Origin of the sequence: Pseudogemmobacter lacusdianii (assembly GCF_030848395.1) — a bacterium.
Classification (GTDB): domain Bacteria; phylum Pseudomonadota; class Alphaproteobacteria; order Rhodobacterales; family Rhodobacteraceae; genus Pseudogemmobacter; species Pseudogemmobacter lacusdianii.
Genome location: NZ_JAVDBT010000002.1, coordinates 127,092 through 151,781, shown reverse-complemented (window position 1 = coordinate 151,781; position 24,690 = coordinate 127,092). Strand labels below are relative to the sequence as shown.

Below are 24,690 nucleotides of genomic sequence, written 5' to 3'. Positions count from 1 at the left end.
AGCGGATGCTACCTGCGACTGACATGCCCCCACAAGTTGGAACCATGACCCGCGCGCTCACCTTCCTTGGCATCGAGTCAAGCTGTGATGACACGGCCGCCGCCGTGGTGCGCAGCGATGCCGCCTCTGGAAAGATCTTATCCACGGTCGTGCAGGGCCAAACGGCTTTGCATGCCGATTTCGGTGGTGTCGTGCCCGAAATCGCCGCCCGCGCCCATGTTGAGCGGTTGGATGACTGCATCCGTGAGGCTTTGCAGACGGCCGGCGTCCGGCTTGACGAGCTGGACGGGATCGCCGTCACGGCAGGGCCAGGGCTGATCGGTGGCGTTCTGAGCGGAATGATGACCGCCAAGGCTTTGGCTGCGGCCACTGGCCTACCGATGGTGGGGGTGAACCATCTTGCGGGCCATGCGCTGACGCCGCGTCTGACCGATGGGCTCGATTATCCCTATCTGATGCTGTTGGTCTCGGGCGGGCATTGCCAGTTTCTGGCGGTCGAGGGGCCGCAAAGCTTCCGCCGTCTGGGCAGCACGATTGACGATGCGCCGGGTGAGGCCTTCGACAAGATCGCCAAGATTTTGGGGTTACCGCAACCCGGAGGTCCACATGTTGAGCGCGCGGCAGCTTCCGGCGATGCGCGGCGCTTTGCCTTCCCGCGACCCTTGCTGGACCGGGCGGGCTGCGATCTGTCGTTCTCAGGGCTGAAAACCGCTGTATTGCGGGCGCGGGATGCGCTGGTGGCCGCGCAAGGCGGGTTGACCGAGCAAGACCGGTGCGATCTTTGCGCGGGTTTTCAGGCCGCCGTGGCCGATGTTTTGGCTGAAAAGACTCGCCGCGCTTTGGCCGCCTCCCCTGTCACGGCACTTGCTGTGGCTGGAGGTGTGGCCGCAAATAGCGCCATTCTGGCCAAGTTAGAGACTGTTTCCGCCCAAGCCGGCGCACGGTTCTTGGCACCGCCGCTGCCGCTGTGCACCGATAATGCCGCCATGATCGCTTGGGCCGGGATTGAGCTTTTCCGTGAAGGTCAAACCGATGGGCCAGAGCTTTCGGCGCGCTCGCGCTGGCCGCTTGATGGCAGCGCGGCGCCCTTGATCGGGTCGGGCAAGCGGGGGGCTAAGGCGTGATCGGCATCGCAGGCGCAGGCGCATTCGGCACGGCGCTGGCAATTGCGCTGGCCAGCGGCGGGCGTGAGGTGCGGCTTTGGGGCCGCGACCCCGATCTGGCGCAACGCCGCGACAGCGCACGCCTGCCCGGAATGGTGCTGCCGGAAGGCGTGCGCGTGGTTGAAAATGTCTCTAACCTTGTCGAAAGCACGGTGGTTTTGCTGACCCTGCCGATGCAGCAGCTGCGGCCCTTCCTTGCTTCCGAAGGCCAGCCGCTTTTGAATTCCGACCTTGTCGCCTGCTGCAAAGGCATTGATCTGACCACGCTCAAAGGCCCCGCCGCGGTGATGCGCGAAGCCGGGGCCTCGGGGCAGTTGGGCATGCTGACCGGACCCAGCTTCGCCTTCGACATTGCGCGGGGCTTGCCCACGGCGCTCACCCTCGCCTCGACCGGCAACCGGGCCGAGGCGATGCAGACCGTGCTGTCGACCCAAAGCCTGCGGCTTTACCGCACCGATGATGTCGTGGGCGCAGAGCTTGGCGGTGCGTTGAAGAACGTGATCGCCATTGCGGCAGGGGTGGTTTGTGGCGCGGGGCTTGGCGATTCCGCCCGAGCAGCGCTGATCACCCGCGGCTATGCCGAAATGCAGCGCCTTGCTTTGGCACTTGGCGCGCGGGCCGAGACTTTGGCGGGGCTTTCAGGGCTGGGCGATTTGATCCTCACCTGCACCTCGACCCAATCGCGCAACTTCGCGCATGGCATGGCGCTTGGAGCTGGCACTCCGGTTGCGCAAGCCACCGTTGAAGGTGTCGCCACTGCGCGCGCCGCCGTGCGGTTGGCCGAAACTCTGGGGATCGAGATGCCAGTGGCCGCCATGGTGGCTCGGCTCGTGGCCGATGAAATTGGCGTGGCCGAGGCTGTGCGACAGCTGATGTCCCGCCCTTTAAAGCAAGAACAGGAGTGACCCATGCGCGTGGCGCTGATCTGCATCGACAAAGAAGCCAGCCTTGAGATCCGCAAGGCCAACCGTGAAGCGCATCTTGCCTATATCGCCGCCACGGGCGTGGTCGAGATGGCAGGACCGTTCCTGACCGAAACCGGCGATATGGCCGGCAGCCTTGTGGTGCTGGACGTGGCCGATCTGCAAGCCGCGCGGGATTGGGCCGAGGCTGACCCCTATGCCAAGGCCGGACTTTTCCACAGCGTGGACATCCGCGAATGGAAAAAGGTCATCGGATGAACTTCTGGCTCTTCAAATCCGAGCCCGACAGCTGGAGCTGGCAAGATCAGCTGGCCAAGGGCGATATCGGAGAGGAATGGGCCGGCGTCCGTAACTATCAGGCGCGCAACAATATGCGCGCCATGAAGCTGGGCGATCTTGGCTTTTTTTACCATTCCAACATCGGCAAAGAGATCGTCGGGATTGTCGAAGTTTGTCGGGAATCGACCCCCGACAGCACCTCGGATGATCCGCGTTGGGATTGCGTGTGGATCCAAGCTTTGCGGCCTTTGCAGCGCCCGGTGACGCTGGAGGATTGCAAGGTAGCACCTGGGCTTGAGCAGATGGCACTGGTGCGCAGCGCCCGGCTTTCCGTGCAGCCGGTCAGCCCCGACGAATGGCAGATCATCTGCGCGATGGGCGGCGTTAGCCCCTGATCAGCGCGCCGGCTGATGCCCAAGCTGCTGCGACAAATGGCGGGCTGCCGCAATCAACTGGGGCAGTTGCTGCGCCCACCCCGCAGAGTCAAGCTGCTCTTCCGAGCAGATCAGCGTGAGGGCCAGACGGATCTGGCCGCCCTCATCGAAAACCGGGGCCGAGATCGCCATCACGCCGGGCACTGTGGGCGGGATGAGCGTGGCAAAGCCCTGCGCGCGGATCTGCGCCAGATCTTCGGCAGGCATGGGACGCGGCTTGCCAACGATGGCGTTGCGCAGATCGGCCAAGCTCTGCAGCCGCAACGCCTCTTGCACCCTGTCGATCGGCAAATAGGCCGCGAAAAGCTGCCCTGTTGCCGTGCCGCTGATCGAATAGATGCTGCCGGCGCGGCTGTTCATATGGATCTGTTGCGCGCCCTCGACCATGCTGGTGACCACCGGACCGACGGGTCCCCAACTGGCCAAGACCAGTGAAAGCCCCAAGCGCTGCGACAGCTCTTGCGCGAATTCCGTAGCGAAAAGTTCGGCGTTCACCCCACTCATCCGCCCGATCGCCAGATCGAGAGCAAAGCCTCCGGGCTGGTAGCGCCCGGAGGTCTCATCCTGCTCGACCAGACCGATGCGGCGATAACTGACCAGATAGGCATGCGCCTGAGCGGGCGGCATATCGGCCAGTTGCGCCAAGTCTTTCAACATCATCGGTCCAGACGCCTCGGCCAAGGCGGCCAGTAACTTGCCACCGATCTCGATCGATTGCACCCCGCGGGTGGTGTTACGGGGGAGGATGGTGTCCAATTCGCTGGTTTTGCGCAGGCGCGGTTTTTGCCGTTTCTCCGAGGGGGCGGTCATAATGCGTCATCCTTCGGGGCACGCCGACGCGGGGCCTTGGCCGAGAGCAGCTTGGCATGGCGCCTCAGCTTCACAAGCACACGGTCTGACGCTTCCAAAGCGCCGCTGCGGCCGGCGATGGTCAGGGCCAGTGCCAGCTGATCCTGCTGATCGAAAACCGGCGCGGAATAAGCGGTGATCCCTGGAATTGGGTTGCCAATGGCAAAGCCATAGCCGCGCGCGCGGGCCACCTCTGCCAGCGCGACATCGGCGGGATCGACCGGATTGCAAGCCGCATTTGGGGGCCAAGCGGCAAACACCTGTCCTGCCGCCGTGTGATGAAGCGCAAAGAACGTGCCGCGCTTGATGCCAAGGTTCAGAGCGGCACCTCCGGCCACTTGCACCGCTGCCGGACCGCGCGGCGACCATACCACCACAATCACCAAGAGGCCGGTGTCATCTGCCATCTGCTCGGCCACCGCTGTGGCGCGGCTGAAAAGATCCACCGTGCGCAGCCGCGCAAGGCCAAGACGCATCGAGAAAGCGCCAAGATGGTAATGCCCGCTCCGTCGATCCTGCTCGACCAGACCCACGCGACAAAGGCTGCTCAGATAAGCATGGGCTTGGGCAGGGGCGAGATTGCTGTCTTGCGCCAAATCGCGCAGCATTTGCGGGCCGTTGCTGCGGGCCAAACTGGCCAGCAATCGGCCGCCGATCTCAATCGACTGAATCCCTCGGCCCTTCGACACCCGGCGCTCCGATCTCCATCACCCGTTCTGCAAGGGGGGCTGTCAGCTACAGCCCTGAGCGAGCTTGGCCAGCGCCCCCTTTCAGCAAGCCTGCGGCGAAGGCGGGTGTGGTGCAAGCGCCTTTCGGCGCGAGGATCGCAGCGTCTTGAATTTGCGCGACAGGAGCGGTGGCAGCGCAGGAGTAGCTGGGTAAAAATTTGGAGGGCCCCGCACCCCTACGGAACCCTCCATCCACCCCACATGCTACCTTACCACCGCATGTGTTCTGAAAAGGTCCCGGGCGCTTCTGCCCTGCTTGAGATCAGTCATACCCAGAATCATCCCGCCAAGGCAAAAGCCAAGTGCGAAGCATTCTCTGACAATTCGCTCGATAGCGGGTGGTTTGCCCTAAGGCCTTAATGCCTTGCGTCGGGCAAGAACCAAGCCGCCAAGCCCAAAGCCGGCAGAACCGCGCAAATTTTGTAAACTGCGACAATGCCGTAGTGGTCGGCCAACACCCCTAGAACGGCCGCGCCAAAGGCCGCGATGCCAAAGGCCAGACCAAAGAGCAATCCCGCCACCATCCCGGTTTTATGCGGCATCAGATCTTGGGCATAAACCACCATCGCCGGGAAGGCCGAGGCCAGCATCAACCCCGCCAAAGCTGCCACGGCCACATTGGCGTAAAGCGGCAGGAAGGGCAGGACCAAGGTCAACGGCAAGATGCCCAAGATCGACCATAGGATCACGCGACGACGACCAATGCGATCTCCGATCGGACCGCCGATCATCGTGCCCGCAGCGACAGCGGCCAAGAAGATGAAAAGGCAAAGATTGGCCTCGGCCTTGGTCAGGCTGAACCGCTCGATCAGGTAAAAGGTATAATAGCTGGAATAGCTTACCGAATAAACGAATTTTGAGATCATCAAGATGATCAAGATCGTCATGCCGCGGCGCACCACCTTAGGCTCGGGTGCAATGATGGCCGCGCGGGCTTTGCGTTGCGCGGCACGGCTGGCACCGGCGCGCTGATACCAGCGCCCCACAGCGAAAAGAAGCGCCATTGCCGCCAAAGCCACGGCGGCAAACCATTCGATCGAGGCTTGGCCCTTTTGCAAAACGATGAATGCGGCGGCCAATGGGCCCAAGGCCGAGCCTGCATTGCCACCCACTTGGAAGACGGATTGCGCAAAGCCGGGCCGCATCCCGGCCGCCAGTCGCGCAATGCGTGAGGCTTCTGGATGAAAGATCGCCGAGCCAAGCCCAATCAGCGCAACCGCGACCAGCACCATACCAAAGCTTACCGCATTGGCCAAAAGCACCAGCCCCGCCCCGGTCGAGGCCATACCGGCTGTCATTGCGAAGGGCAGCGGGCGACGGTCGGTGTAATGCCCGATTAAAGGCTGCAAGATTGAAGCCGTGCCTTGGAAGACAAAGGTGATCAAGCCGATCTGGGTGAAGGTCAGCGCCAGATTATCCTTCAGCAGCGGATAAGCAGCCGGGATCAGCGATTGCATCAGATCATTCAGCAGATGACCCAAGGAAACCGCGAGGATGACCGGCAGAACCGTGGTCTCTGGGGAAATCGGACTGGGTTTGGCAGCGGAAGACATGGCATCCTAGCGACAACGACGAACGGGCGGCACCTTGGCCGCCCGTTCGTGAAAGTGCAATGGCCGCGCGCTTACTTGTAAACGGCTTCGCGACCGAAATGTTTGACCAGCAGGTAGTAGAACGGCGCGCGGTATTTATTGCGCTCGGACTTGCCATAGGTGTCGACGGCGGCCTCAATGCCCTCCATCAGCGCCGGACCATCGGTAAGGCCCAGCTTCTTGATCAGAAAGTTGTTCTTGATCCGCTCAAGCTCTTCCTTGTCAGAGGCGGCAACCGTCTGCGCGTCATTGTCGTAGATCGAAGGACCACAACCGATCGTCACCTTGGTCAACAAATCCATATCGGGATTGACCTTGCACTTGTTCTTCAGATCGTCCGCGTATTTGGCGATCAGCTCGTCACGTTTGCCCATGTCTTTTTCTCCCTTAGTGTTCCGTGCCAGTGAGTTTGGCGCACCCGGCGGGGATAGCAAGCAGGCTGAATGTCGTAAGGGGAAAAAACACAAGGCCGGATCAGATCCGGCCTTGTTTGGTCACTTAGATCAGGTGCTGCAGCGGATCAGAACCGCATCTCGGCGCTGATATAGGCCGCGCGCCCCACACCGCTGTTCGCCGTTGCCGCCCAAGGCGTGTAAAGCTCATCCGTGATATTGGCGATTTTGGCGTCGATGCGGAAATCCTCGGTCACGTTGTAGCTCGCGAAGATATCGACGGTTTTATAGGAATCGCGGTTGGCAGTGGTTTCAAAGGCGATCGAGGCCGGACCATTACTGTTATAGGTCAGCGTGGTGCCAAGGGTCAGATCGCCATCCAAGAAACGGCCCGCCAAAGTGGCGCTGATCGCGTTCTTCGGTTGCAAACGGCCGGTGCCATATTTTGCATCCGAATTCGCCCAAGCCAAAACAGCCGAGAAGCGATTGGATTCGTAGCCCAGCTCCAGCTCAAGCCCTTTGTTGTCAACTTTGCCCGGCACGTTGATGAATTGCATGCCGCCACCCATTGGGCCGGCTTGGCTCACGATGAAATTCTCAACTTCGAGGTCGTAGACGTTGATGCGCGAGGTCAGCGTGTCGCCGCTTGCGAAGACATCATCATAGCTCAGGTTCACGCCAATCTCGTAGCCTTGCGAGATTTCCGGCTTGAGCTCGGGATTGCCCACAAAACCGCCATGACCGGCCGAGGCATCGCCGCCACCCAAGAAGGCCTCTTGCGCTGTGGGCGCACGGCTGGTGCGATAGACCGAGACATAGGGCTGGATATTGTCATTGATGCGATAGGCCAACGACAGTTTCGGATCGAGCGAGTCGTGGTCCAGATCATATTGATTGATGATCTCGGTGCCCGGGTTACTAAGCGTATCACGCAAGAAGCCCGTCAGGCTGTAATCCGAATAGCGCAGACCGAACATCACCTCGAAGGGGCCGTTTTCAAAAACGTTTTCAGAATAAACCGCCATGCGTTTGGCATTGCCGGTCATCGGGTTGGTGCCAAATGGGCTGCCCGAGGAAGTGCTATTCAGGCCCGACAGTTTGTCGCGGTTGTATTCAACGCCATTGGTCGAGGTTAGCGTCCAGTCGCCGAGCTCAGCAACCGAGGTGTTCTTCAGGTTGAAGCCGAAAGATTCGGTCTCATTGGTGCGACCAAGCGCGCTGCCATTGCCGGTGGCATGCACATGCTCGGTCGAGCCCAGATAGAGGTTGCCGCTCAGGGCGAACAGATCGCTATCACCGGTATAATCGAACCCAAAATCAAGGATTTGGTTGGTGACATCCATGTCGTAGATGATCTGCGGCGGCACCGGCACGAAGTTGGTCGTGGTCGAGCCGTAGCTCGTCTTATAATGCATCGCCATCATCGACAGCGACAGCGCATCGCTCACCTTATACTTGCCGCGCAGCAAAACCGATCCGCCCTCTTGATCGGTGTCTTGGATGGTCGCGCCAGCCCCATTCGTGAACGAATCCATATCGGAGCGAGACGCCGCAAAAGCCAGCTCAATCGGGCCGCGCTTCATGCCATAAGCGCTAAGTGCGGCGTAACCCTTGCCATTGTCGCCGTAGCGCAGCCGGACCATACCGCCGGTGCCCTCATCGCCTTCAACCAGATCATCGGCCGACAGAAGCCGCATGTTGACGGAACCCGAAAGACCACCGCTGGTGATCGAGGAGCCACGCGAGATCTCGATTGCCGAAAGCAGCATCGGATCGACATAGGTGAATCCGTCCGAGTTGTTATGCGCGGTCATCCGGTAGTTTTGCGGGACGCCCTCGATCGTGGTGTCGACTTTCGAACCACCAAGCCCGCGCACAGCCACCGCGAGGCCGGGCTGGCCGGCGTTCAACAAGGTGGTGACACCCGGGGTCTGGCGCACAACGTCATCAAGTTTGGTAAAACCGCCCTGACCGGTCAGCGCATCGCCCTCGATCACCGAGGTATTGTCGCTAGCATAGATCGGCGTGCCATCCTCGGAATAGCCGATGATGATCCGGCCGAGATAAAGGCTATCGGCGGGCGCCACCTCTTGGGCGGTGGCAGGAAAGGCCAGAATGGCCAAGCACATTGCCATAGCGGTGGTCGAAGTTACGGTTTTTATGGTCATTTCCCCAGATCCTTTGATGGACCTGTGAATGCGCAGGTCCGAGCCCCTAGGATCAGCTGGTGCAAACCATGCCAAAGCCGGCGGCTGCCCGCACGGCACGAAGTGTCTGAATGGCTGATCCGGCTTGCGCGCTTTACCCTAGGCGGGAAAACAACTGGCTTGCACGGCCATTGCCGTATCCGCGCGGAAAGGTCAAGTAAAACACTCAGGTTTATATCTGCGACTTCAACCAATGTGGCTCATGGGTGCCACGCAGGCCCAAACATTGGCTTTTCCGCGCCCGACCGCCGTCCTTTAATGAAAAAGGGCGCCCCTAGGGGACGCCCTTTGTCTAAGCTTTAGGCCTTTGGCCTCAGTAGCGGTAATGCTCGGGCTTGAAGGGGCCTGCGACGGTCACGCCGATATACTCGGCTTGATCTTGACGCAGCTCGGTCAGTTTCACACCGATTTTCTTCAGATGCAGACGCGCGACTTTCTCATCCAGCTCTTTGGGCAGGATATAGACACCGGGGGCATAATTCTCGCCCTTGGTCCACAGCTCGATCTGCGCCAGAACTTGGTTGGTGAAGCTGGCCGACATCACGAAGGACGGGTGGCCGGTGGCATTGCCCAAGTTCAAAAGACGGCCTTCGGAGAGCAGAATGATCCGGTTGCCCGAAGGCATCTCGATCATATCCACCTGTTCTTTGATGTTGGTCCATTTGTGGTTGCGCAGGGCCGCCACTTGGATCTCATTGTCGAAATGGCCGATGTTGCCGACGATCGCCATATCCTTCATCTCGCGCAGATGCTCGATCCGGATCACGTCGCGGTTGCCGGTGGTGGTGATGAAGATATCGGCGCTGGCGACTTCGTCTTCCAGCAAGGTGACTTCAAAGCCGTCCATCGCCGCTTGCAAAGCGCAGATCGGGTCAACTTCAGTGACCTTCACCCGCGCGCCAGCCCCGCGCAGCGAAGCGGCCGAGCCTTTGCCCACATCGCCATAGCCGCAAACCACAGCGACTTTGCCAGCCATCATCGTGTCAGTGGCGCGGCGGATGCCGTCGACCAGCGACTCTTTACAGCCGTATTTGTTGTCGAATTTCGACTTGGTGACCGAGTCATTCACGTTGATCGCCGGGAAGGGCAGTTGGCCCTTCTTGTGCAGATCGTAAAGGCGGTGCACGCCGGTGGTGGTCTCTTCCGACACACCCTTGATTGCAGCCTTGGTCTTGGTGAACCAACCCGGGCTTGCGGCCATACGCTTGGCGATCTGCTTCTTGATCACCTCTTCTTCTTCGGATTGCGGCACCGGGATGATCTCTTCACCGGCTTCGGCCCGCGCGCCCAAGAGAACGTAGAGCGTCGCATCGCCGCCATCGTCAAGGATCATATTGGCGCCTTCGGGGAACTGGAAAGAGCGGTCCAGATAATCCCAATGCTCTTCCAAGCTTTGGCCTTTGATCGCGAAAACCGGCACGCCAGCTTCGGCGATCGCAGCGGCGGCGTGATCTTGGGTCGAGAATATGTTGCACGAGGCCCAGCGGACATCGGCGCCCAAGGCCACCAAGGTTTCGATCAGCACCCCGGTTTGGATCGTCATATGCAGCGAGCCAACGATCCGCGCGCCCTTCAGCGGCTGGCTGGCGCCAAATTCCTCGCGGCTTGACATAAGCCCCGGCATTTCGGTTTCGGCGATGGTCAGCTCTTTGCGGCCAAAGCCGGCAAGCGCGATGTCTTTGACGATGTAATCCGCAGCCATGCGGTGCACTCCTTGATCCTTGGATGGGCCGGCAGATACCATTGATGGCATAATGAGACAACAAGAGCAGAAAATGACCAGTGACCGTCCAACTGTGCCGCAGCCCTCTTTGCCCAAACGCAATTCTGCGAAGAAGCCGCCGCGCGCTTGGCAACGCATGCTCTCAGGCCGTCGGCTGGATCTTCTGGACCCTGCGCCTTTGGACATCGAAGTCGAAGACATCGCCCACGGGCTGGCCTTCGTTGCGCGGTGGAATGGGCAGACGCAGGGGGATTGGGCCTATTCAGTGGCCGAGCATTCACTTTTGGTCGAGGAAATCTTTACGCGCAGCAACCCAGGCATTGCGGCGCGTTGGCAGCTGGCGGCTTTGCTGCATGATGCGCCCGAATATGTCATCGGCGACATGATCAGCCCGGTCAAGTCGGCAATTGGGGGTAGCTATGCGGCATTGGACGAACGGCTCACCGCAGCGGTTCATCTGCGCTTTGGCCTACCCGCGATTTTGCCCACAGCGATCAAGCAGCAGATAAAGGCCGCCGATCGCACCTCGGCCTGGCTAGAGGCCGTGCAGATCGCCGGTTTTTCGCAAACGGAGGCGAATAAGCTCTTTGGGCGTCAGGCCAATATCGTCCTGAGGGGGCTGGAGATCAAACTACGTCCGCCCGCACAGGTGCGAGAGGACTTCGTCGCGCGCCATGCCACCCTGCTGGCTGCATGCGCTTAGGCAATAGAGGCCATTGGTCGATGACATTTAATAAGGTCATCAAAGCCAAGGGATGCGCTGAAGAATAATCTTCTGCGACGGGATTACCATCAAAAGTTCTGTTGATTGAAAATTTGGCCTGATTGGCAAACCATCGAGACAGGACACCCTGCCCAGACAGATTTTTGAACATCGTTACAGATGAGCAGAGGGCAGCAAAATCGGACATTTCGGATTAAAGCGAAACGCCAACTACAATTGCTTGATCATTTGAAGCATAGGCCCAGACCTAGAAGCTTCCACAACCGATGCACTCTGGAATGATATCACACGGCAACCAAAGGTCGCCGTGTAAAAAACTCAATCAAAGAGCTTTCAGATCGAGAGTTCATCAGCCGATTTGCCGCTTTGCAGGGCATCGATGAACCAACGCGGCTTACGGCCACGGCCGGTCCAAGTATCGGAAGCATCAGCAGGATTGCGGTATTTCGGAGCTGCAATACCACGCTTGCGGCCCACCGGCGCAGCAGCGGTCAAATCAGCAAGCGAGAAGCCCAGTTCACGTGCGCGCGACTCAAGCTCAGCCCGCGCTTCGCCTTTCTTGCGCTCTTCAAAATTGGAGATAGCTTTCGTGACTTGGTTTTGCAGGTCTTTCAGCTCTTTCAGCGAGAGCGAGTGCAAATCTACTGACATGGGGTATCCTTTCGCGCCTTTGGAAGTTGCGATACTCCAATTGTCTGACACGTGCAATGTTCCAATGACGGATTTAACTTATTTAGGACTGCGCTTTGCCAATATCCGCTGCAAAGTGCGCCGATGCATGTTCAACCTACGGGCAGTTTCAGAAACGTTGCGGTCGCACATCTCAAAAACGCGCTGAATATGCTCCCATCGCACCCGGTCAGCCGACATCGGATTTTCCGGTGGTGCGGGCATGACATCACCCCGCGCCAGCAGCGCATTTGTCACATCATCAGCATCTGCCGGCTTTGAGAGATAATCGATCGCTCCGAATTTCACTGCGGCAACGGCGGTGGCAATTGCGCCATATCCAGTCAAGACCACGATGCGGCAATCGGGCCGACGCTCGCGCAAAGTCTCAACCACATCTAGCCCATTGCCATCCTCAAGCCGCAGGTCAACCACAGCATAAGCGGGCGGGCGGGAATGGGCGATCTGCTTGCCCTCGGCCACGGATTCAGCGGTTTCGGTGACAAAGCCGCGCTTTTCCATCGCGCGCGCCAGACGCTTTAGAAAGGGCTCGTCATCGTCAACCAGCAACAAGGTGCGATCAGGCCCAATTTGGGCAGACAGCTCATCCGTCATACGCTTTCCCTTTTCACCAAGCCCGTCATCTAAACGCGCGCCGCCTTCTAGACCCCAAGCCCCATCGGGTCAAATTAACCCAGACTTGTTTAACTGCCTTGCGCCTCAAGGAAGCACGAAACACCTTTGGCCACCTCTTCCGCAGGGGCGCCATTCCGGTAAAAGTCAGCCAAACCAGTCCCTGGCAACATCAGATAGGTAAAAGAACTGTGATCGACGGTGTAATATTCATCCGTTTGATCACCCAGTTTGTAATACGCGCGGTAAGCATTAACGGCCGTTTTGATCTGCTGTTCCGTGCCGGTCAAACCAATCGCCTTGGGGTGGTGATTCATCGCGAAATCAGCCACGACCTGTGCGGTGTCGCGGTCTGGATCTACGGTGATAAAGGCCAGTTTCAGATCCTTGCCCTGCTCTTCCATCAGATCCACAACCTCGGCGTTGCGCATCATATCCATCGGGCAAACATCCGGGCACATCGTGTAGCCGAAATAGACCAAAGTTGGTCGGTCGATCACCTCAACCTCAGTCACCGTCTTGCCCGAGGCCCCGTCGACCAAGGTGAATGGCCCACCAATCGAGGCACCCGCCTGACCCGAAGGACATTGCGCAAAGGCATTATCGCCCGAGCTGTTCAGCACCAAATAGCCCGCGGTACCGCCAAGAAACGCGACAACCACGCCCGTCGCGACCATTGCCCAAGTTTTGTCCATTCTCGCGTCCTCTTGTTCACACACTGCCTCGGCCCTAACAATGCGCCTTGTTCCAATGCATCGGCAATCAGACAATGCAGCGCACCCCCAATTCGATTTTGTCGCCCGCGAAATCCCGCCCAAGGCCGGGATCGCCGGGGTTGCGGCTGCGCACGCTGATCCTTTTGCGCTGGATGGCGATCTTTGGCCAGATTGCTGCGCTGACCGTGGCCGACCGATATTTTGAGCTGATCTTGCCGCTTGGCCCCTGCTACGCCGTGGTTGGCCTCTCGATCATCGCCAATCTGGTCAGCATCTTCATTTTCCCGGAAAATCGTCGTTTGAATGAGCTGGAGTCGCTCCTGCTCCTTCTCTTCGATATGGCGCAGTTGGCGGCTTTGATCTTCCTTACGGGCGGGCTGACCAATCCCTTTGCGCTTTTGCTGATTGCGCCTGTGACGATTTCCGCCTCGGCCTTGGGGCTGCGGACCACGGTGATCCTAGGCACGGCGGCGATCCTGACCACCTCGGCGGCGGCCTTGGTGCATGTGCCCATCCTCTACGCCGATGGGCATGAGCTGACGGTGCCGCCGCTCTTCGGCTTTGGCTTTTGGCTCTCGATCGTGGTGGGTGTGGGCTTTCTGGGCCTCTACGCCCACCGGATCGCCGCCGAGATGCGGGCGATGGCGGATGCGCTTTTGGCCACACAAATGGCGCTGGCACGCGAGCAAAAGCTAACCGACCTTGGCGGTGTGGTCGCTGCCGCCGCGCATGAGCTGGGCACGCCTTTGGCCACCATTAAACTTGTCAGCAAAGAGTTGATGGCTGAATTGCAGGACCAGCCCGAGCTGCTTGAAGATGTACAGCTGATCGGCAGTCAGGCTGATCGCTGTCGCGATATTTTACGCGGCATGGGACGGGCGGGCAAAGACGATCTGCAACTCCATCAGACCCCGCTTGAGCAGCTTTTGCGCGAGGCCGCCGAACCCCATGCCAATCGTGGCAAAGCCGTGCATTTCCATCTGGTTCCGGGGGCGGGCGCTTTGGCCAAACAACCCACCGTTCTGCGCTTGCCCGAGGTGATCCACGGGCTGCGCAATCTGGTGCAAAACGCCGTCGACTTCGCCGCCTCAACGGTCTGGGTTGAGGGTGAATGGACCGAAGATAGCATCACCGTCCGCATCATCGACAATGGCGCGGGCTTCCCTCCCAATCTCATTGGCCGCATCGGCGACCCCTTCATGCGCCGCCGCCGGCACGAGCAAGACGACCCACAGCGCCCCGAATATGAAGGCATGGGGCTTGGCTTGTTCATCGCCAAAACCCTGCTCGAGCGTTCTGGCGCAGAGATGACTTTCGCCAATGCCGCCGACCCCTTTCTCAGCCCCGAAGAGCGGCCCGAGCGGTGCGGCGCTGTGGTCCAGGCTGTTTGGCCCTTGGCGCAACTTGAAGCGCCCGCCGGATTGACCGGCGCGCCCAACCTGCCCTTCCAAGCCTAAGCTCCCCCCCGCCGCAAACTTGAACTTTCCCTACATTTTTTAACCTGCGGTTAACCGGTCGGCACCTAAACTGCGCTTAGGTTCAAGACTTTTATCAAATGGTGCGGTTTGGGGGCCTGTTATGGATGCTGAGCTGTCTTTCGCCCTTGGTTTGGTCACGACCGCTATCTTACTTGCTCTGTCAGGTCTTTGTGCGCTTGCAGCTTTGGCAAAGCCCGCAGGCCAAAACATAGTCGGCTCAATCTTCGCGCAGCCTACGGAAACCACGGTCTTTCTCTTTGATGGCGAGGATTTGGTGGATGCCACTGCCGCCGCTCGCAAGATGCTTTTGGGCAGCGAACAGGGCCCTTGGTTTGACTTGCTGTCCCGGCTTGAGCCAATGTTCCCCAGCTTTGGTCTACGCATTGCAGGATTGCAACGCGAAGGGCGCTTTGTCCTTTGCTCGCGCGAGGATCTTGAGCCGCCTTTGGTGCTACGGGCGGAATATCTTGGCGGGCTCGCGCGGGTGACGTTGATCGACGCCGATACCGAACAGCGCCGACCCGGACGCGACGCGCCCACCGATATTGCGCTTCAGCATGAACTAGGCGCTATGCGCGATGTGCTGGCGCGGCTGCCTGCTCTGGTTTGGCGTTTGCGCGGCGACGGCCAAGTGATCTGGGCCAATGCGGCTTATCTCTTGGCCGCCGCTGAAACCCTGCCACCGGGTGAGGATTTTACTTGGCCTCTGCCGCGTATTTTCGCCCCGGCTGAGCTGCCAAAATCGGGACCATTGCGGCAATCAGTGCGGTTGGGTGGCACGCTGCATTGGTATGAATTGACCGCTGAAACCTTTGGCGATGAAACCCTCTTCTTCGCCCTGCCCGCCGACCGACTGGTGCAGTCCGAGGTTACTTTGCGTGAATTTATGCAGACCCTGACCAAGACCTTCGCCCAACTGCCGATCGGTCTGGCGATCTTTGACCGCGACCGGGTGTTGCAGCTTTTCAACCCAGCGCTCCTCGATCTTACCGGGCTCAAGGCCGAGTTTCTGATCAGCCGCCCCAGCCTCAGCGCCATGCTTGATGCGATGCGCAACTCTTCGATGATCCCAGAACCGCGGGATTATCGCAGCTGGCGCAAACAGATGACAGCGGTTGAGGCTGCCGCCGCGCAGGGCCTTTATGAAGAGGTCTGGAGCCTGCCCTCAGGTCAGACGTGGCGCGTCACCGGACGGCCTCACCCCAATGGCGCCTTGGCCTTTCTCTTTGAAGATATCTCGCATGAGATGATGCGCACGCGCCGCTACCGCGCCGATCTCGACCTTGGTCTTGGGGTGATTGACGCGATGGAAGATGCGATTGCGGTCTTTTCGCAAGATGGCAATCTGGCGATGACGAACCGCGCCTATCTGGCGCTTTGGGGGCCACCCGAACCGCCGCCCTTGGGTATCGCAGCCAAGGTTGCAGCTGTGGAAACTTGGCGGCACCTGACGGCCACGACCCTGCTTTGGAACGATCTTTTGGCCTATATCGGCGCCTTGGGTGAGAGAGACCCTTGGGAGGGTGAGTTGCGCTTGCTCGACGGTCGCGCGCTGACTTGCCGGGTCTCACCGCTGCCGCATGGCGCGACCTTGGTCAGTTTTGCCGCGCAAAAGTTGGGGATTGAGCCGCGCACGGACGAAGATCGGGCCAGCAAAGCCGTTCTCTTGGCCTGACCCTTGCGCCATTCACCTTGCGGTTGGCGGTGGCCCAGATAGAGTCGCACCATGCCAGTCCCCACTCCCGCCGCCTTCCTTTTGGAAGATGAAACCTCAGCCAGCCGCTTTGGCGCGCATTTGGCGCAACTTTTACGTTCTGGCGATTGCCTATTGCTCGAAGGCCCGATCGGCGCAGGCAAATCCCATATCGCCCGCGCCGCAATCCGCGCGCTTTGCGGCGAAGAGACCGAGGTGCCCTCGCCCACATTCACCTTGGTGCAGGTCTACGACGGCCCCGATTGCGAGATCTGGCACGCCGATCTTTACCGGCTGAGCGACCCCGATGAGGTGGTCGAACTGGGGCTGGTTGAGGCGATGGAGACTGCCATTTCACTCATTGAATGGCCTGACCGCCTTGGCCCCTATCTGCCACAAGCGCCGCTTCGTCTGGTGCTGGCCCCGCAAGGCGACGCGCGGCTGGCTCAGCTGACAGGTCTAGACGCTGCCCGCCTTGCAGCCCTGAAAGCGCAGATGCCATGAACGAACGCGCCTTTGAGAAAACTGCATTCCTGCACCAATCAGGCTGGTCGACCGCCCAGCGCAGCCATTTGGCCGGAGACGCTTCGGCCCGCAGTTATGAGCGGCTTGTTATGGGTGATCGCCGCGCCGTCCTGATGGACAGCCCACCCGGCCCCGCCGATGACACCGCCGATTTCCTGCGGATTGGCGCGCATTTGGCGGGTCTTGGTCTGTCGCCGCCACAGGTGATCGAAGCCATGCCAGAGCGTGGGCTTTTGCTGCTAGAGGACCTGGGGGATGCGCTTTTCACCCATGTTCTCGCAGAGAACCCCGCAGTTGAGCCGCAGCTTTACGATGCCGCGATCGATGTCTTGCTGGTCCTGCAGGCCGCCGCGCCTCCGCAAAACCTGCCCAATTTCTCAGCCCAAGATTGGGCTGAAGCCGCTGGATTTGCACCGAAATTCTACGCTTCGGCCATTCAAGGCCCCGTGGATGCCGCCGAATACACTGCCGTTCTGGCGCAGACCTTATGCGACCATGCCGATGGCGCGCGGGTTCTCCTCTTGCGGGACTACCATGCCGGCAATCTCATCTGGTTGCCCGAACGCAAGGACGTGGCGCGCGTTGGTCTTTTGGATTTCCAACAGGCTCAGCTTGGCCAACCCGGCTATGACCTTGTGTCGTTGCTCCAAGATGCCCGCCGCGACGTGGCCCGGGCGACCGAAGCGCAAGGTCTGTCCCGCTTCGCCCAAGCCAAAGGCCTTACCCTTGAAGAGATCAAGGCTGGCTATGCCGTCATCGGTGCGCAACGGGCACTGCGGATCATCGGCATCTTCGCCCGGCTCTGCCTTGTCAGTGGCAAACCCGGTTATGTCGCTTTGATCCCTCGCGTTTGGGAACAGTTGATGCGCAACCTCGCCCATCCGGAACTGGCCGAGTTGCGCCGCATCTGCCTGCGCCTTCTTCCCGAACCCACGACAGAAAATCTCAACCGGATCACCGCCCAATGCGCAACACGCTCCCCCTGATGATCTTTGCGGCTGGCTTCGGCACGCGGATGCGCGCGCTGACGGCTGACCGGCCGAAGCCGCTGATCCCGGTGCTGGGCCGTCCGCTTCTGGACCGTGCGTTGGATCTGGCCGAAGCCGCCGGTTGCGCGCCGATTGTCGTTAACACCCATTACCTTGCGCCGATGATCCACGCCCATCTGGCGGGCCGCAATGTCCAAATCAGTGACGAAACCGGCGTAATCCTTGAGACCGGAGGCGGCCTAAAACGCGCCCTGCCCCAACTGCCCGGCGGTGCGGTGATGACGTTGAACCCAGATGCGGTTTGGCGCGGCCCGAACCCTTTGCAAGCTCTGCGCGCCGCATGGGATCCGGCCAAGATGGATGCGCTTTTGCTGGTGCAAAAGGCCGAGCTTGTGCAAGGGCGCGGCGCCTCGGCTGATTTCACGCTGGACGACTCCGGCCGCATCACCCGCGCCGCAGGCCGGCCCGGCGTCGTCTATCTGGGCGCGCAGGTGCTAAAAACCGCACCCGTTGCCACTTGGCCGCAGGATGTTTTCTCGCTCAACGTCATCTGGAACGAAATGATCGCCGCAGGCCGCGCTTTTGCCTTGGTCTGGGATGGCGCATGGTGCGATGTTGGCAGCCCCGAAGGCTTGGCCGCGGCAGAGGCGATGTTGGCAGAATGATCTTCCCCCCCTCCTCCATGCAGCCCCGTGTCTTCGGCCTGCCACCCGGTGTCGACTTTCCACAAAGACTGGTCGATGGCCTCTTGGCGCGGCTGCAAGGCCAACCGCCCGAGGCTTTGGCGCGGGTCACGATCTATCTTAACACAGCGCGGATCCGGCGGCGGGTGCAGCAGGAATTTGCCAAACGCGGCGCCAGTTTTCTGCCGAAATTGCCCCTCATTGGCGATTTGGCCGGTGATCCGCTGCTGACGGGGATTGAGCCGACGCTCTCCTCTTTGGGCCGCAGGCTGGAACTCGCCGTGCTGATTGAGCGGCTTTTGGTTGCAGATCCGACACTTGCGCCGCGCTCGGCGCTCTTTGACCTTGCCGACAGTCTGGCCGGGTTGATGGATGAGATGCGCAGCGAAGGGATCAGCCCCGAGGCGCTGGCCAGCCTCGATGTCTCGGGCCATTCGGCGCATTGGGGACGCGCACAACGCTTTATCGCGCTGGCCGAAGGGTTTTTCGCCCATGACGCCCGCCCCGATGGCGAGGCGCGCCAAAGGCTAGCGGTGCAGCGGCAAATTGCGCGCTGGCAAGCCTTGCCGCCCGAGGCGCCGGTGCTGCTGGCTGGCTCCACCGGCTCGCGCGGGACGACGGCGCTGATGATGCAAGCCGTGGCCCAGCTGCCGCAGGGCGCGGTCGTTTTGCCCGGCTTCGATTTTGACATGCCCGAGGCGCTTTGGACGGGCATGCAGGACGCGCTGGTGCATGAGGCGCATCCACAATTCCGGCTCGCGGGGCTTTTGCACGCGCTTGAAATGCGCAAAGGCGATGTCGGGCTTTGGACCGAAGACATTCCGGCCGACTCTGCCCGCAACCACCTCATTTCATTGGCTTTGCGGCCTGCGCCCGTGACAGATCAATGGATCTCAGATGGCCCCGCTTTGGGCGATCTGATCGCCGCGACCAAGGGGCTGACCCTGATCGAGGCCCCCTCGCCCCGTGCTGAAGCCGCCGCCGTGGCGCTGGCTCTGCGTGAAGCGGTTGAACAGGGTCTATCCGCCAGTTTGGTCTCAAACGACCGCAATCTCACGCGGCGTGTGGCGGCATTGCTTGACCGCTGGGGCATCCGTCCCGACGATTCCGCCGGCCAACCATTGCAGCAAACCGCGCCCGGGCGGTTCTTGCGGCTGGTGGCGGGCGCGATGGCCGCGCCGTTGACTTTGGACCGGCTGCTGGCGCTTTTGAAACACCCGCTGACCCATTCCGGCACCGGCCGCGGCCCGCATTTGCGGCTGACGCGCGAGGTAGAGCTGCACCTGCGCAAGCGCGGCCCGGCCTTCCCCGATGCCAGCTTTGTGCGCGACTGGTCATCAGCGTTTGCCGCCAAAAAGAACGATCCAGACGCTCTCGCTTGGGGCCTGGCCGTGGCCGCGTTTCTTGAGACGGCGGCCACCACCCATCGCGCGCCCCTGCCCCAGTTGGTGACGGCCCATTTGGGCTTGGCGAAACAGCTGGCGCGTGGGATCGACCCCACGGGCAGTGGCAGACTTTGGGAGAAAGAAACCGGCGAGAAAGCCCTTGAAGTCATGCATAAACTTCGGGCCGAAGCGCCTGAAGGGCTTGTTCTCTCGGCGATGGATTACCCGCCGCTGCTGGCCGCGATTCTGTCGAAAGAAGAAGCCCGCAGCGCGGTTCTGACCGATGAGCGCGTGCAGATCCTTGGCGTGCAAGAGGCCCGGATCCAAGGTGCTGGGCTGGTCATTCTGGGCGGGCTGACCGAGGGTGCTTGGCCTGAAACCCCCGCCTCCGACCCTTGGCTGAACCGCCGGTTGCGGCGCGACGCGGGACTTTTACTGCCGGAACGCAAAGTCGGTCTCTCGGCGCATGATTTCCAGATCGCCGTGGCGGGGCCGAAGGTCATTCTGACGCGCGCCTTGCGCGACGCCGAGGCCGAAACCGTTGCCTCGCGCTGGCTGAACCGCTTGGTAAACCTGCTGTCCGGCCTGCCCGCGACCCATGGCCCCGAGGCGCTTGCAGCGATGCAAGCACGCGGCCAGCATTACCTGAAGCTGGCCGAGGCTTTGGACGCGCCTTTGCCGGGCCTGCCCCCGGCCCGCCGCCCCTCGCCCCGACCGCCCTTAAAAGCCCGTCCCCGCAAGCTATCCATCACGCAGATTGAGCGGCTGGTGACCAATCCTTACGACATCTATGTCGAAGAGGTTCTGCGGCTTCGTGCGCTTAACCCCTTGCGCCCAGAGGCAGATTTCCGGCTGCGGGGCGAGGTGGTGCATCAGGTGCTGGAAGATTTCCTGCGCATCAGCCCCCTGCCGCAAGACCCCGAAGCGGCCGCCGATCTCTTGCTGCAAATCACCGAGCGCGTCTTGGAGGCTGAGGTGCCTTGGCCCGTCGCCCGCGCCGATTGGCTGGCGCGGATGCGCCGCATCGCGCTGCCCTTCGCCACCGCCACTTTGCGGCGTGACAGCCATCCGGTGCTGTTGGAAACCAAAGCCGCGCTGCATCTGAAAGGGCCGGATTTCACGCTCACCGGAAAGCCCGACCGCATCGACGTATTGCCCGATGGCAACCTGCATGTCATTGATTACAAAACAGGAGAGCCGCCCAGCGAGCCCGAGATGAAGCAGCATCGCAAGCAGCTGCATCTGGCCGCCGTAATGGCTTTGGGCGGGGCCTTTGGAGATCTGGGGCCAAGGGTGGCGACGCGGATCACCTATCAATCGATGAAGCCGGGACTGAAAGAGCGCGGGGCTGAACTGACCGAGCCCGCGATTGATCAGCTGCGCGAAGAGTTGGAGGCGCTGCTTTCAACCTACCTTGACCCGGCGACGGGCTTCACCGCCCAGCGGGCAGCGGTGGCCTCGGCTTGGGAGGGGGATTTTGACCACCTGTCGCGACTGGGCGAATGGAGCATCGCCGATGCGGCTGAGCCGGAAGATCTGGGTGACCAAGAATGAATGAAGCCTCACGAAATCAAATCGTTGCGGCGGATCCGGGAGCCAATACTTGGTTGGTTGCCAATGCGGGCTCAGGCAAGACGCGGGTGCTGACCGACCGTGTGGCGCGGCTTTTGCTGGGCGGGGCCGAGCCATTGTCGATCCTCTGCTTGACCTATACCAAAGCCGCCGCCGCCGAGATGCAGAACCGGCTTTTCAAGACCTTGGGCAGTTGGGCCATGGCCACCGATGCCGAGTTGCAGCACTCTTTGGCGCAGCTGGGCGAGGCCGAGGGACTGACGCCCTTGAAGCTGGCCCAAGCGCGGCAACTCTTCGCCAAAGCGATCGAGACACCCGGCGGTATTCGGATCCAGACCATCCACAGCTTCTGCGCCGCCCTGTTGCGCCGCTTTCCTTTGGAGGCGGGGGTTAGCCCCGGTTTCACCGAGATCGATGACCGCTCAGCTTTGCTGTTGCGCGAAGAAATCCTTGAAGATCTCGCACTTAGCCATGACGCCCCGGCGCTGGAGCGACTGATGGCTCTGGGTGGCGATCTGGCGAAACTGCTGCCGGTGATCATCTCATCCCGTGCTGATTTTATGACCGCGCCTGAAGGCGATGCGCTGCGTGACGCAATCTCGGTGCCGCCGGGGCTGGACGAAGAAACCCTCCTCGCCAGCGTTTTCTTGGGCGGTGAGGGCGAGCTTCTGGCCGATCTCGCGCCACTTTTGCTGACGGGCGGCAGCAATGACAGCAAAGCGGGCCGCAAGATCGCAGCGCTTTTGCCTTTGCAGCCCAGCATGGCGACTTTGGCGGTGCTTGAGGGGCTTTTCATCTCGGGGCCGGAGACCAAGAACCCTTTGGCGGCGAAAGTGGGCAGTTTCCCGACCAAGGGCATGCAGAAGACCGCCGCCGCTTACATGGATCGGCTCGACGCTTTGATGCTGCGGGTTGAGGCCGCAAGGGCAGGGCGGATCGCACTCAATCTCCTGCGCCGGACCGAGGCGCTGCACCGTTTTGCCCGCGCGTTTTTGGCGCGCTATCACGCTGCAAAAGAGCGGCGCGGTTGGCTCGACTTTGACGATCTGATCACGCTTGCGACCGAGCTTTTGACCGATCCTTCGCTTTCGGCTTGGGTGCTTTACCGCCTCGACGGCGGGATTTCCCATGTTTTGGTGGATGAAGCGCAGGACACCAGCCCGGCACAATGGCGGTTGATTCAACTGCTTACCTCCGAGTTCACTGCGGGTGAGGGCAGTCATGACGATCCGCGCACCCTTTTTGTGGTGGGCGACAAAAAGCAATCGATCTACTCCTTCCAAGGCGCGGATGTGACCGCCTTTGACGCGATGCGCGACCGCTTCCGGTTGGCCTTTGAAGAGGCTGGGCTGGCGTTGAATGAGCGGCCGTTGATCCATTCCTTCCGCTCCTCTCCGGCGATTTTGCGGTTGGTCGACCTTTGCTTCCCGCCCGAGCGGCAGGCGGCAATGGGCGGCGCGGTGGAGCATGTGGCCTTCCACGGCGATCTGCCGGGCAGGGTGGACTTCTGGCCCGTCGTCACGCCACCCGAAGCTGAGGCAGCAGGGGAGTGGTATAAGCCCGAGGACCGCACCGGCCAAGAAAGCGCCGATGTGCAGCTGGCCCGGCAAATCTCTATAGAAATCAGACAGATGATCGACCGGGGTGAGCAGATCCTGGACCGGGGGCAGCGGCGCGCGGTACATGAGGGGGATTTCCTCATCCTCGTGCGGCGGCGCGCGGCTTTGTTCCAAGAGGTGATCCGGGCTTGCAAGATGCAAGGCTTGCAGATCGCCGGGGCGGACCGGCTGGTGTTGAGCGACGAGTTGGCGGTGAAGGATGTCCTTGCGCTTTTGCGGTTTCTGGACACGCCCGAGGATGATCTATCGTTGGCGGCGGCGCTGCGCTCGCCCTTGCTGGGGCTTTCGGAGGATGGGCTTTTCCGGCTGGCGCATGGCCGCAAGGGCTTTCTCTGGGAGCGATTGCGCGATGCCGAGGGCTTGGATGAGATCCGCGCCGTGCTGGATGATCTGCGCAAACAGGCCGAGTTTTTGCGCCCCTTCGAGCTGATCGACCGCATCCTGACCCGCCATGACGGGCGGCGTAAGCTATTGGGAAGGTTGGGAGAAGAGGCGGCGGACGGGCTGGATGAGCTGATGTCGCAGGCCTTGGCCTTTGAGCAAGTTGATGTGCCGGGGCTGACCGGTTTCCTCGTGTGGATGGACAGCGGCAAGGTGGTGGCGAAGCGGCAGGCCGAGAGTGAGGGCCACCGCATTCGGGTGATGACGGTGCATGGTGCCAAGGGGCTTGAGGCACCGATCGTGATCCTGCCGGATACCGGCGATCGGCGCGCGCCGAATGAGGATCCGGTCGTGGTGCCGGAAGCGGCGCCGCCGCTTTGGCTGGCACCGAAGGATGAGGCCACCGCGATGGAGCGGGAGGCGAATGAGGCGCGCAAGGCGGTGCGTGAGGCGGAATCCTTGCGCTTGCTTTACGTTGCCGTGACGCGGGCGCGGGGTTGGTTGATCGTTGCGGCCTCGGGCAAGGCGGGGGAGGGGTCGTGGTATGGTATGCTGCTAGAGGCGGCTAAGTCATTGCCTTTGCAGCCCTATTTAGACGGCCGAATGCGGCATGAGATGGGGGAATGGGTCGCACCGCAGGTGAAGCCTGTGGCAGGGACGGAGCTGGCCACCTTGCCCGGTTGGGCGCTGCAGGCGGTGGCGCCGGGGCCTGAGGCTTTGCAGGAGTTCTCACCTTCGAAACTCGGCGGGGTGAAGACCTTGCCGGGCGAGGCGGCGGGGGATCCGGATGCGCTGGGGCGCGGCGTGTTGCTGCATGAATTTCTTGAGCGTTTCCCGAGCCTTGCGGCCGAGGATCGTGCCATGCTGGGGGAGGTCTCGCCCGAGCTGGCTGCCGTGGCTGAGGCGCTGATTGCGAAGCCAGACCTGGCCGAGATCTTTGGGCCGGAGACGCTGGCCGAGGTGGGCTTTGCTATGGAGTGGAATGGCGGGATTTTGTCGGGCAGCATTGACCGGATGGTGATCGGCCCGGAGCGGCTTTTGGTGGTGGATTACAAGTCCAATCAACAGGTTCCGCAATCGGCCTTAGATGTGCCGGAAGGCTATCTGCGGCAGCTCGGCGCCTATGCCCATGCGGCGGAGGCGCTTTATCCCGGGCGGCGGATTGAGGTGGCGATCCTTTGGACCGAGAGCCAGAGCCTGATGGCAATAGATCGCGATATCGTGAGGTTGGCACTGGAACGCTCCGCTATCTCTAGTGGTGCGGCGGCGCTGCACCTTGACGATGCCGAGGCCGCCACCTAGGTTCAGGCCTTGGAATTCTGCCATCAGGAGA

At 61.1% G+C, this 24,690-nt stretch carries 21 protein-coding genes; 12 read left to right on the top strand and 9 right to left on the bottom strand.

The window, feature by feature from the left end; all coding sequences use genetic code 11:
* Positions 1 to 44 precede the first annotated feature (44 nt).
* The 4 genes from tsaD to Q9295_RS02405 are packed head-to-tail and all read left to right on the top strand — an operon-like array spanning position 45 to position 2,760.
* Positions 45 to 1,124 carry a tRNA (adenosine(37)-N6)-threonylcarbamoyltransferase complex transferase subunit TsaD gene (gene tsaD / locus Q9295_RS02420; RefSeq protein ID WP_306678908.1) on the top strand — a complete coding sequence of 360 codons (1,080 nt, stop codon included), beginning with the start codon at positions 45 to 47 and terminating at the stop codon, positions 1,122 to 1,124.
* Positions 1,121 to 2,068: an NAD(P)H-dependent glycerol-3-phosphate dehydrogenase gene (locus Q9295_RS02415; protein WP_306678907.1), complete on the top strand. Its 948-nt coding sequence runs from the start codon at positions 1,121 to 1,123 to the stop codon at positions 2,066 to 2,068. Before tsaD ends, Q9295_RS02415 begins: the two co-directional genes overlap by 4 nt.
* A gap of 3 nt (positions 2,069 to 2,071) precedes the next feature.
* Complete coding sequence (locus Q9295_RS02410) at positions 2,072 to 2,344, top strand: YciI family protein (RefSeq protein ID WP_306678906.1); 273 nt, start codon at positions 2,072 to 2,074, stop codon at positions 2,342 to 2,344.
* Positions 2,341 to 2,760, top strand: coding sequence for an EVE domain-containing protein (locus tag Q9295_RS02405; protein WP_306679062.1), 420 nt, complete (start codon positions 2,341 to 2,343; stop codon positions 2,758 to 2,760). Before Q9295_RS02410 ends, Q9295_RS02405 begins: the two co-directional genes overlap by 4 nt.
* On the opposite strand, the gene Q9295_RS02400 is transcribed toward Q9295_RS02405, so the two are convergent.
* From Q9295_RS02400 to ahcY, 6 genes are all read right to left on the bottom strand, one after another.
* Complete coding sequence (locus Q9295_RS02400; RefSeq protein WP_306678905.1) at positions 2,761 to 3,609, bottom strand: IclR family transcriptional regulator; 849 nt, start codon at positions 3,607 to 3,609, stop codon at positions 2,761 to 2,763. It abuts the gene before it with no gap.
* A complete protein-coding gene (locus tag Q9295_RS02395) occupies positions 3,606 to 4,337 on the bottom strand; it encodes an IclR family transcriptional regulator (protein WP_306678904.1) in 732 nt (243 codons plus the stop codon). The genes Q9295_RS02400 and Q9295_RS02395 overlap by 4 nt, the downstream gene beginning before the upstream one ends.
* 395 nt (positions 4,338 to 4,732) lie before the next feature.
* Positions 4,733 to 5,929 (bottom strand): MFS transporter, encoded by a 1,197-nt coding sequence (locus Q9295_RS02390; RefSeq protein WP_306678903.1) that lies wholly within the window; start codon positions 5,927 to 5,929, stop codon positions 4,733 to 4,735.
* A 71-nt stretch (positions 5,930 to 6,000) separates the two neighbouring features.
* Complete coding sequence (locus tag Q9295_RS02385) at positions 6,001 to 6,342, bottom strand: DUF2853 family protein (RefSeq protein WP_306678902.1); 342 nt, start codon at positions 6,340 to 6,342, stop codon at positions 6,001 to 6,003.
* A gap of 146 nt (positions 6,343 to 6,488) precedes the next feature.
* Entirely contained in the window at positions 6,489 to 8,528 is a 2,040-nt protein-coding gene (locus Q9295_RS02380; RefSeq protein ID WP_306678901.1) for a TonB-dependent receptor domain-containing protein, read from the bottom strand.
* 352 nt (positions 8,529 to 8,880) lie between these two features.
* Entirely contained in the window at positions 8,881 to 10,269 is a 1,389-nt protein-coding gene (gene ahcY, locus Q9295_RS02375; RefSeq protein ID WP_306678900.1) for an adenosylhomocysteinase, read from the bottom strand.
* Between the two features lie 157 nt (positions 10,270 to 10,426).
* Between ahcY and Q9295_RS02370 the strand changes: the two genes are divergently transcribed.
* A complete protein-coding gene (locus Q9295_RS02370; RefSeq protein ID WP_306679061.1) occupies positions 10,427 to 10,993 on the top strand; it encodes an HD domain-containing protein in 567 nt (188 codons plus the stop codon).
* 354 nt (positions 10,994 to 11,347) lie between these two features.
* Here the strand turns inward: Q9295_RS02370 and Q9295_RS02365 are convergent, their stop codons facing one another.
* From Q9295_RS02365 to Q9295_RS02355, 3 genes are all read right to left on the bottom strand, one after another.
* Positions 11,348 to 11,665 (bottom strand): H-NS histone family protein, encoded by a 318-nt coding sequence (locus Q9295_RS02365; protein WP_306678899.1) that lies wholly within the window; start codon positions 11,663 to 11,665, stop codon positions 11,348 to 11,350.
* A 78-nt stretch (positions 11,666 to 11,743) separates the two neighbouring features.
* Entirely contained in the window at positions 11,744 to 12,298 is a 555-nt protein-coding gene (locus tag Q9295_RS02360; protein ID WP_306678898.1) for an ActR/PrrA/RegA family redox response regulator transcription factor, read from the bottom strand.
* 89 nt (positions 12,299 to 12,387) lie between these two features.
* On the bottom strand, positions 12,388 to 13,011 hold the full coding sequence (locus Q9295_RS02355; RefSeq protein WP_306678897.1) for an SCO family protein: 624 nt from the start codon (positions 13,009 to 13,011) through the stop codon (positions 12,388 to 12,390).
* Positions 13,012 to 13,085: 74 nt separating this feature from the next.
* Between Q9295_RS02355 and regB the strand changes: the two genes are divergently transcribed.
* From regB to addA, 7 genes are all read left to right on the top strand, one after another.
* Positions 13,086 to 14,489, top strand: coding sequence for a sensor histidine kinase RegB (gene regB / locus Q9295_RS02350; protein ID WP_306678896.1), 1,404 nt, complete (start codon positions 13,086 to 13,088; stop codon positions 14,487 to 14,489).
* 121 nt (positions 14,490 to 14,610) lie between these two features.
* Positions 14,611 to 16,185 carry a PAS-domain containing protein gene (locus Q9295_RS02345; protein WP_306678895.1) on the top strand — a complete coding sequence of 525 codons (1,575 nt, stop codon included), beginning with the start codon at positions 14,611 to 14,613 and terminating at the stop codon, positions 16,183 to 16,185.
* A 51-nt stretch (positions 16,186 to 16,236) separates the two neighbouring features.
* Complete coding sequence (tsaE, locus tag Q9295_RS02340) at positions 16,237 to 16,707, top strand: tRNA (adenosine(37)-N6)-threonylcarbamoyltransferase complex ATPase subunit type 1 TsaE (RefSeq protein WP_306678894.1); 471 nt, start codon at positions 16,237 to 16,239, stop codon at positions 16,705 to 16,707.
* Positions 16,704 to 17,714, top strand: coding sequence for an aminoglycoside phosphotransferase family protein (locus Q9295_RS02335; RefSeq protein ID WP_306678893.1), 1,011 nt, complete (start codon positions 16,704 to 16,706; stop codon positions 17,712 to 17,714). The genes tsaE and Q9295_RS02335 overlap by 4 nt, the downstream gene beginning before the upstream one ends.
* Positions 17,693 to 18,382 carry a nucleotidyltransferase family protein gene (locus Q9295_RS02330; protein ID WP_306678892.1) on the top strand — a complete coding sequence of 230 codons (690 nt, stop codon included), beginning with the start codon at positions 17,693 to 17,695 and terminating at the stop codon, positions 18,380 to 18,382. The genes Q9295_RS02335 and Q9295_RS02330 overlap by 22 nt, the downstream gene beginning before the upstream one ends.
* Complete coding sequence (gene addB / locus Q9295_RS02325) at positions 18,379 to 21,339, top strand: double-strand break repair protein AddB (protein WP_306678891.1); 2,961 nt, start codon at positions 18,379 to 18,381, stop codon at positions 21,337 to 21,339. Before Q9295_RS02330 ends, addB begins: the two co-directional genes overlap by 4 nt.
* Complete coding sequence (addA, locus tag Q9295_RS02320; protein WP_306678890.1) at positions 21,336 to 24,659, top strand: double-strand break repair helicase AddA; 3,324 nt, start codon at positions 21,336 to 21,338, stop codon at positions 24,657 to 24,659. The genes addB and addA overlap by 4 nt, the downstream gene beginning before the upstream one ends.
* The last annotated feature ends 31 nt before the right edge of the window (positions 24,660 to 24,690 follow it).

What these genes read in the sequence shown, in the direction of transcription:
- Q9295_RS02345 (WP_306678895.1), top strand. Translation starts at nt 14,611, where the DNA reads ATGGATGCTGAGCTGTCTTTCGCCCTTGGTTTGGTCACGACCGCTATC.
- Q9295_RS02370 (WP_306679061.1), top strand. Translation starts at nt 10,427, where the DNA reads ATGCTCTCAGGCCGTCGGCTGGATCTTCTGGACCCTGCGCCTTTGGAC.
- Q9295_RS02380 (WP_306678901.1), bottom strand. Translation starts at nt 8,528, where the DNA reads ATGACCATAAAAACCGTAACTTCGACCACCGCTATGGCAATGTGCTTG.
- addB (WP_306678891.1), top strand. Translation starts at nt 18,379, where the DNA reads ATGATCTTCCCCCCCTCCTCCATGCAGCCCCGTGTCTTCGGCCTGCCA.
- Q9295_RS02355 (WP_306678897.1), bottom strand. Translation starts at nt 13,011, where the DNA reads ATGGACAAAACTTGGGCAATGGTCGCGACGGGCGTGGTTGTCGCGTTT.
- tsaD (WP_306678908.1), top strand. Translation starts at nt 45, where the DNA reads ATGACCCGCGCGCTCACCTTCCTTGGCATCGAGTCAAGCTGTGATGAC.
- Q9295_RS02365 (WP_306678899.1), bottom strand. Translation starts at nt 11,665, where the DNA reads ATGTCAGTAGATTTGCACTCGCTCTCGCTGAAAGAGCTGAAAGACCTG.
- Q9295_RS02390 (WP_306678903.1), bottom strand. Translation starts at nt 5,929, where the DNA reads ATGTCTTCCGCTGCCAAACCCAGTCCGATTTCCCCAGAGACCACGGTT.
- Q9295_RS02400 (WP_306678905.1), bottom strand. Translation starts at nt 3,609, where the DNA reads ATGACCGCCCCCTCGGAGAAACGGCAAAAACCGCGCCTGCGCAAAACC.
- Q9295_RS02410 (WP_306678906.1), top strand. Translation starts at nt 2,072, where the DNA reads ATGCGCGTGGCGCTGATCTGCATCGACAAAGAAGCCAGCCTTGAGATC.
- tsaE (WP_306678894.1), top strand. Translation starts at nt 16,237, where the DNA reads ATGCCAGTCCCCACTCCCGCCGCCTTCCTTTTGGAAGATGAAACCTCA.
- Q9295_RS02385 (WP_306678902.1), bottom strand. Translation starts at nt 6,342, where the DNA reads ATGGGCAAACGTGACGAGCTGATCGCCAAATACGCGGACGATCTGAAG.
- Q9295_RS02360 (WP_306678898.1), bottom strand. Translation starts at nt 12,298, where the DNA reads ATGACGGATGAGCTGTCTGCCCAAATTGGGCCTGATCGCACCTTGTTG.
- addA (WP_306678890.1), top strand. Translation starts at nt 21,336, where the DNA reads ATGAATGAAGCCTCACGAAATCAAATCGTTGCGGCGGATCCGGGAGCC.
- ahcY (WP_306678900.1), bottom strand. Translation starts at nt 10,269, where the DNA reads ATGGCTGCGGATTACATCGTCAAAGACATCGCGCTTGCCGGCTTTGGC.
- Q9295_RS02330 (WP_306678892.1), top strand. Translation starts at nt 17,693, where the DNA reads ATGCGCAACACGCTCCCCCTGATGATCTTTGCGGCTGGCTTCGGCACG.
- Q9295_RS02335 (WP_306678893.1), top strand. Translation starts at nt 16,704, where the DNA reads ATGAACGAACGCGCCTTTGAGAAAACTGCATTCCTGCACCAATCAGGC.
- regB (WP_306678896.1), top strand. Translation starts at nt 13,086, where the DNA reads ATGCAGCGCACCCCCAATTCGATTTTGTCGCCCGCGAAATCCCGCCCA.
- Q9295_RS02405 (WP_306679062.1), top strand. Translation starts at nt 2,341, where the DNA reads ATGAACTTCTGGCTCTTCAAATCCGAGCCCGACAGCTGGAGCTGGCAA.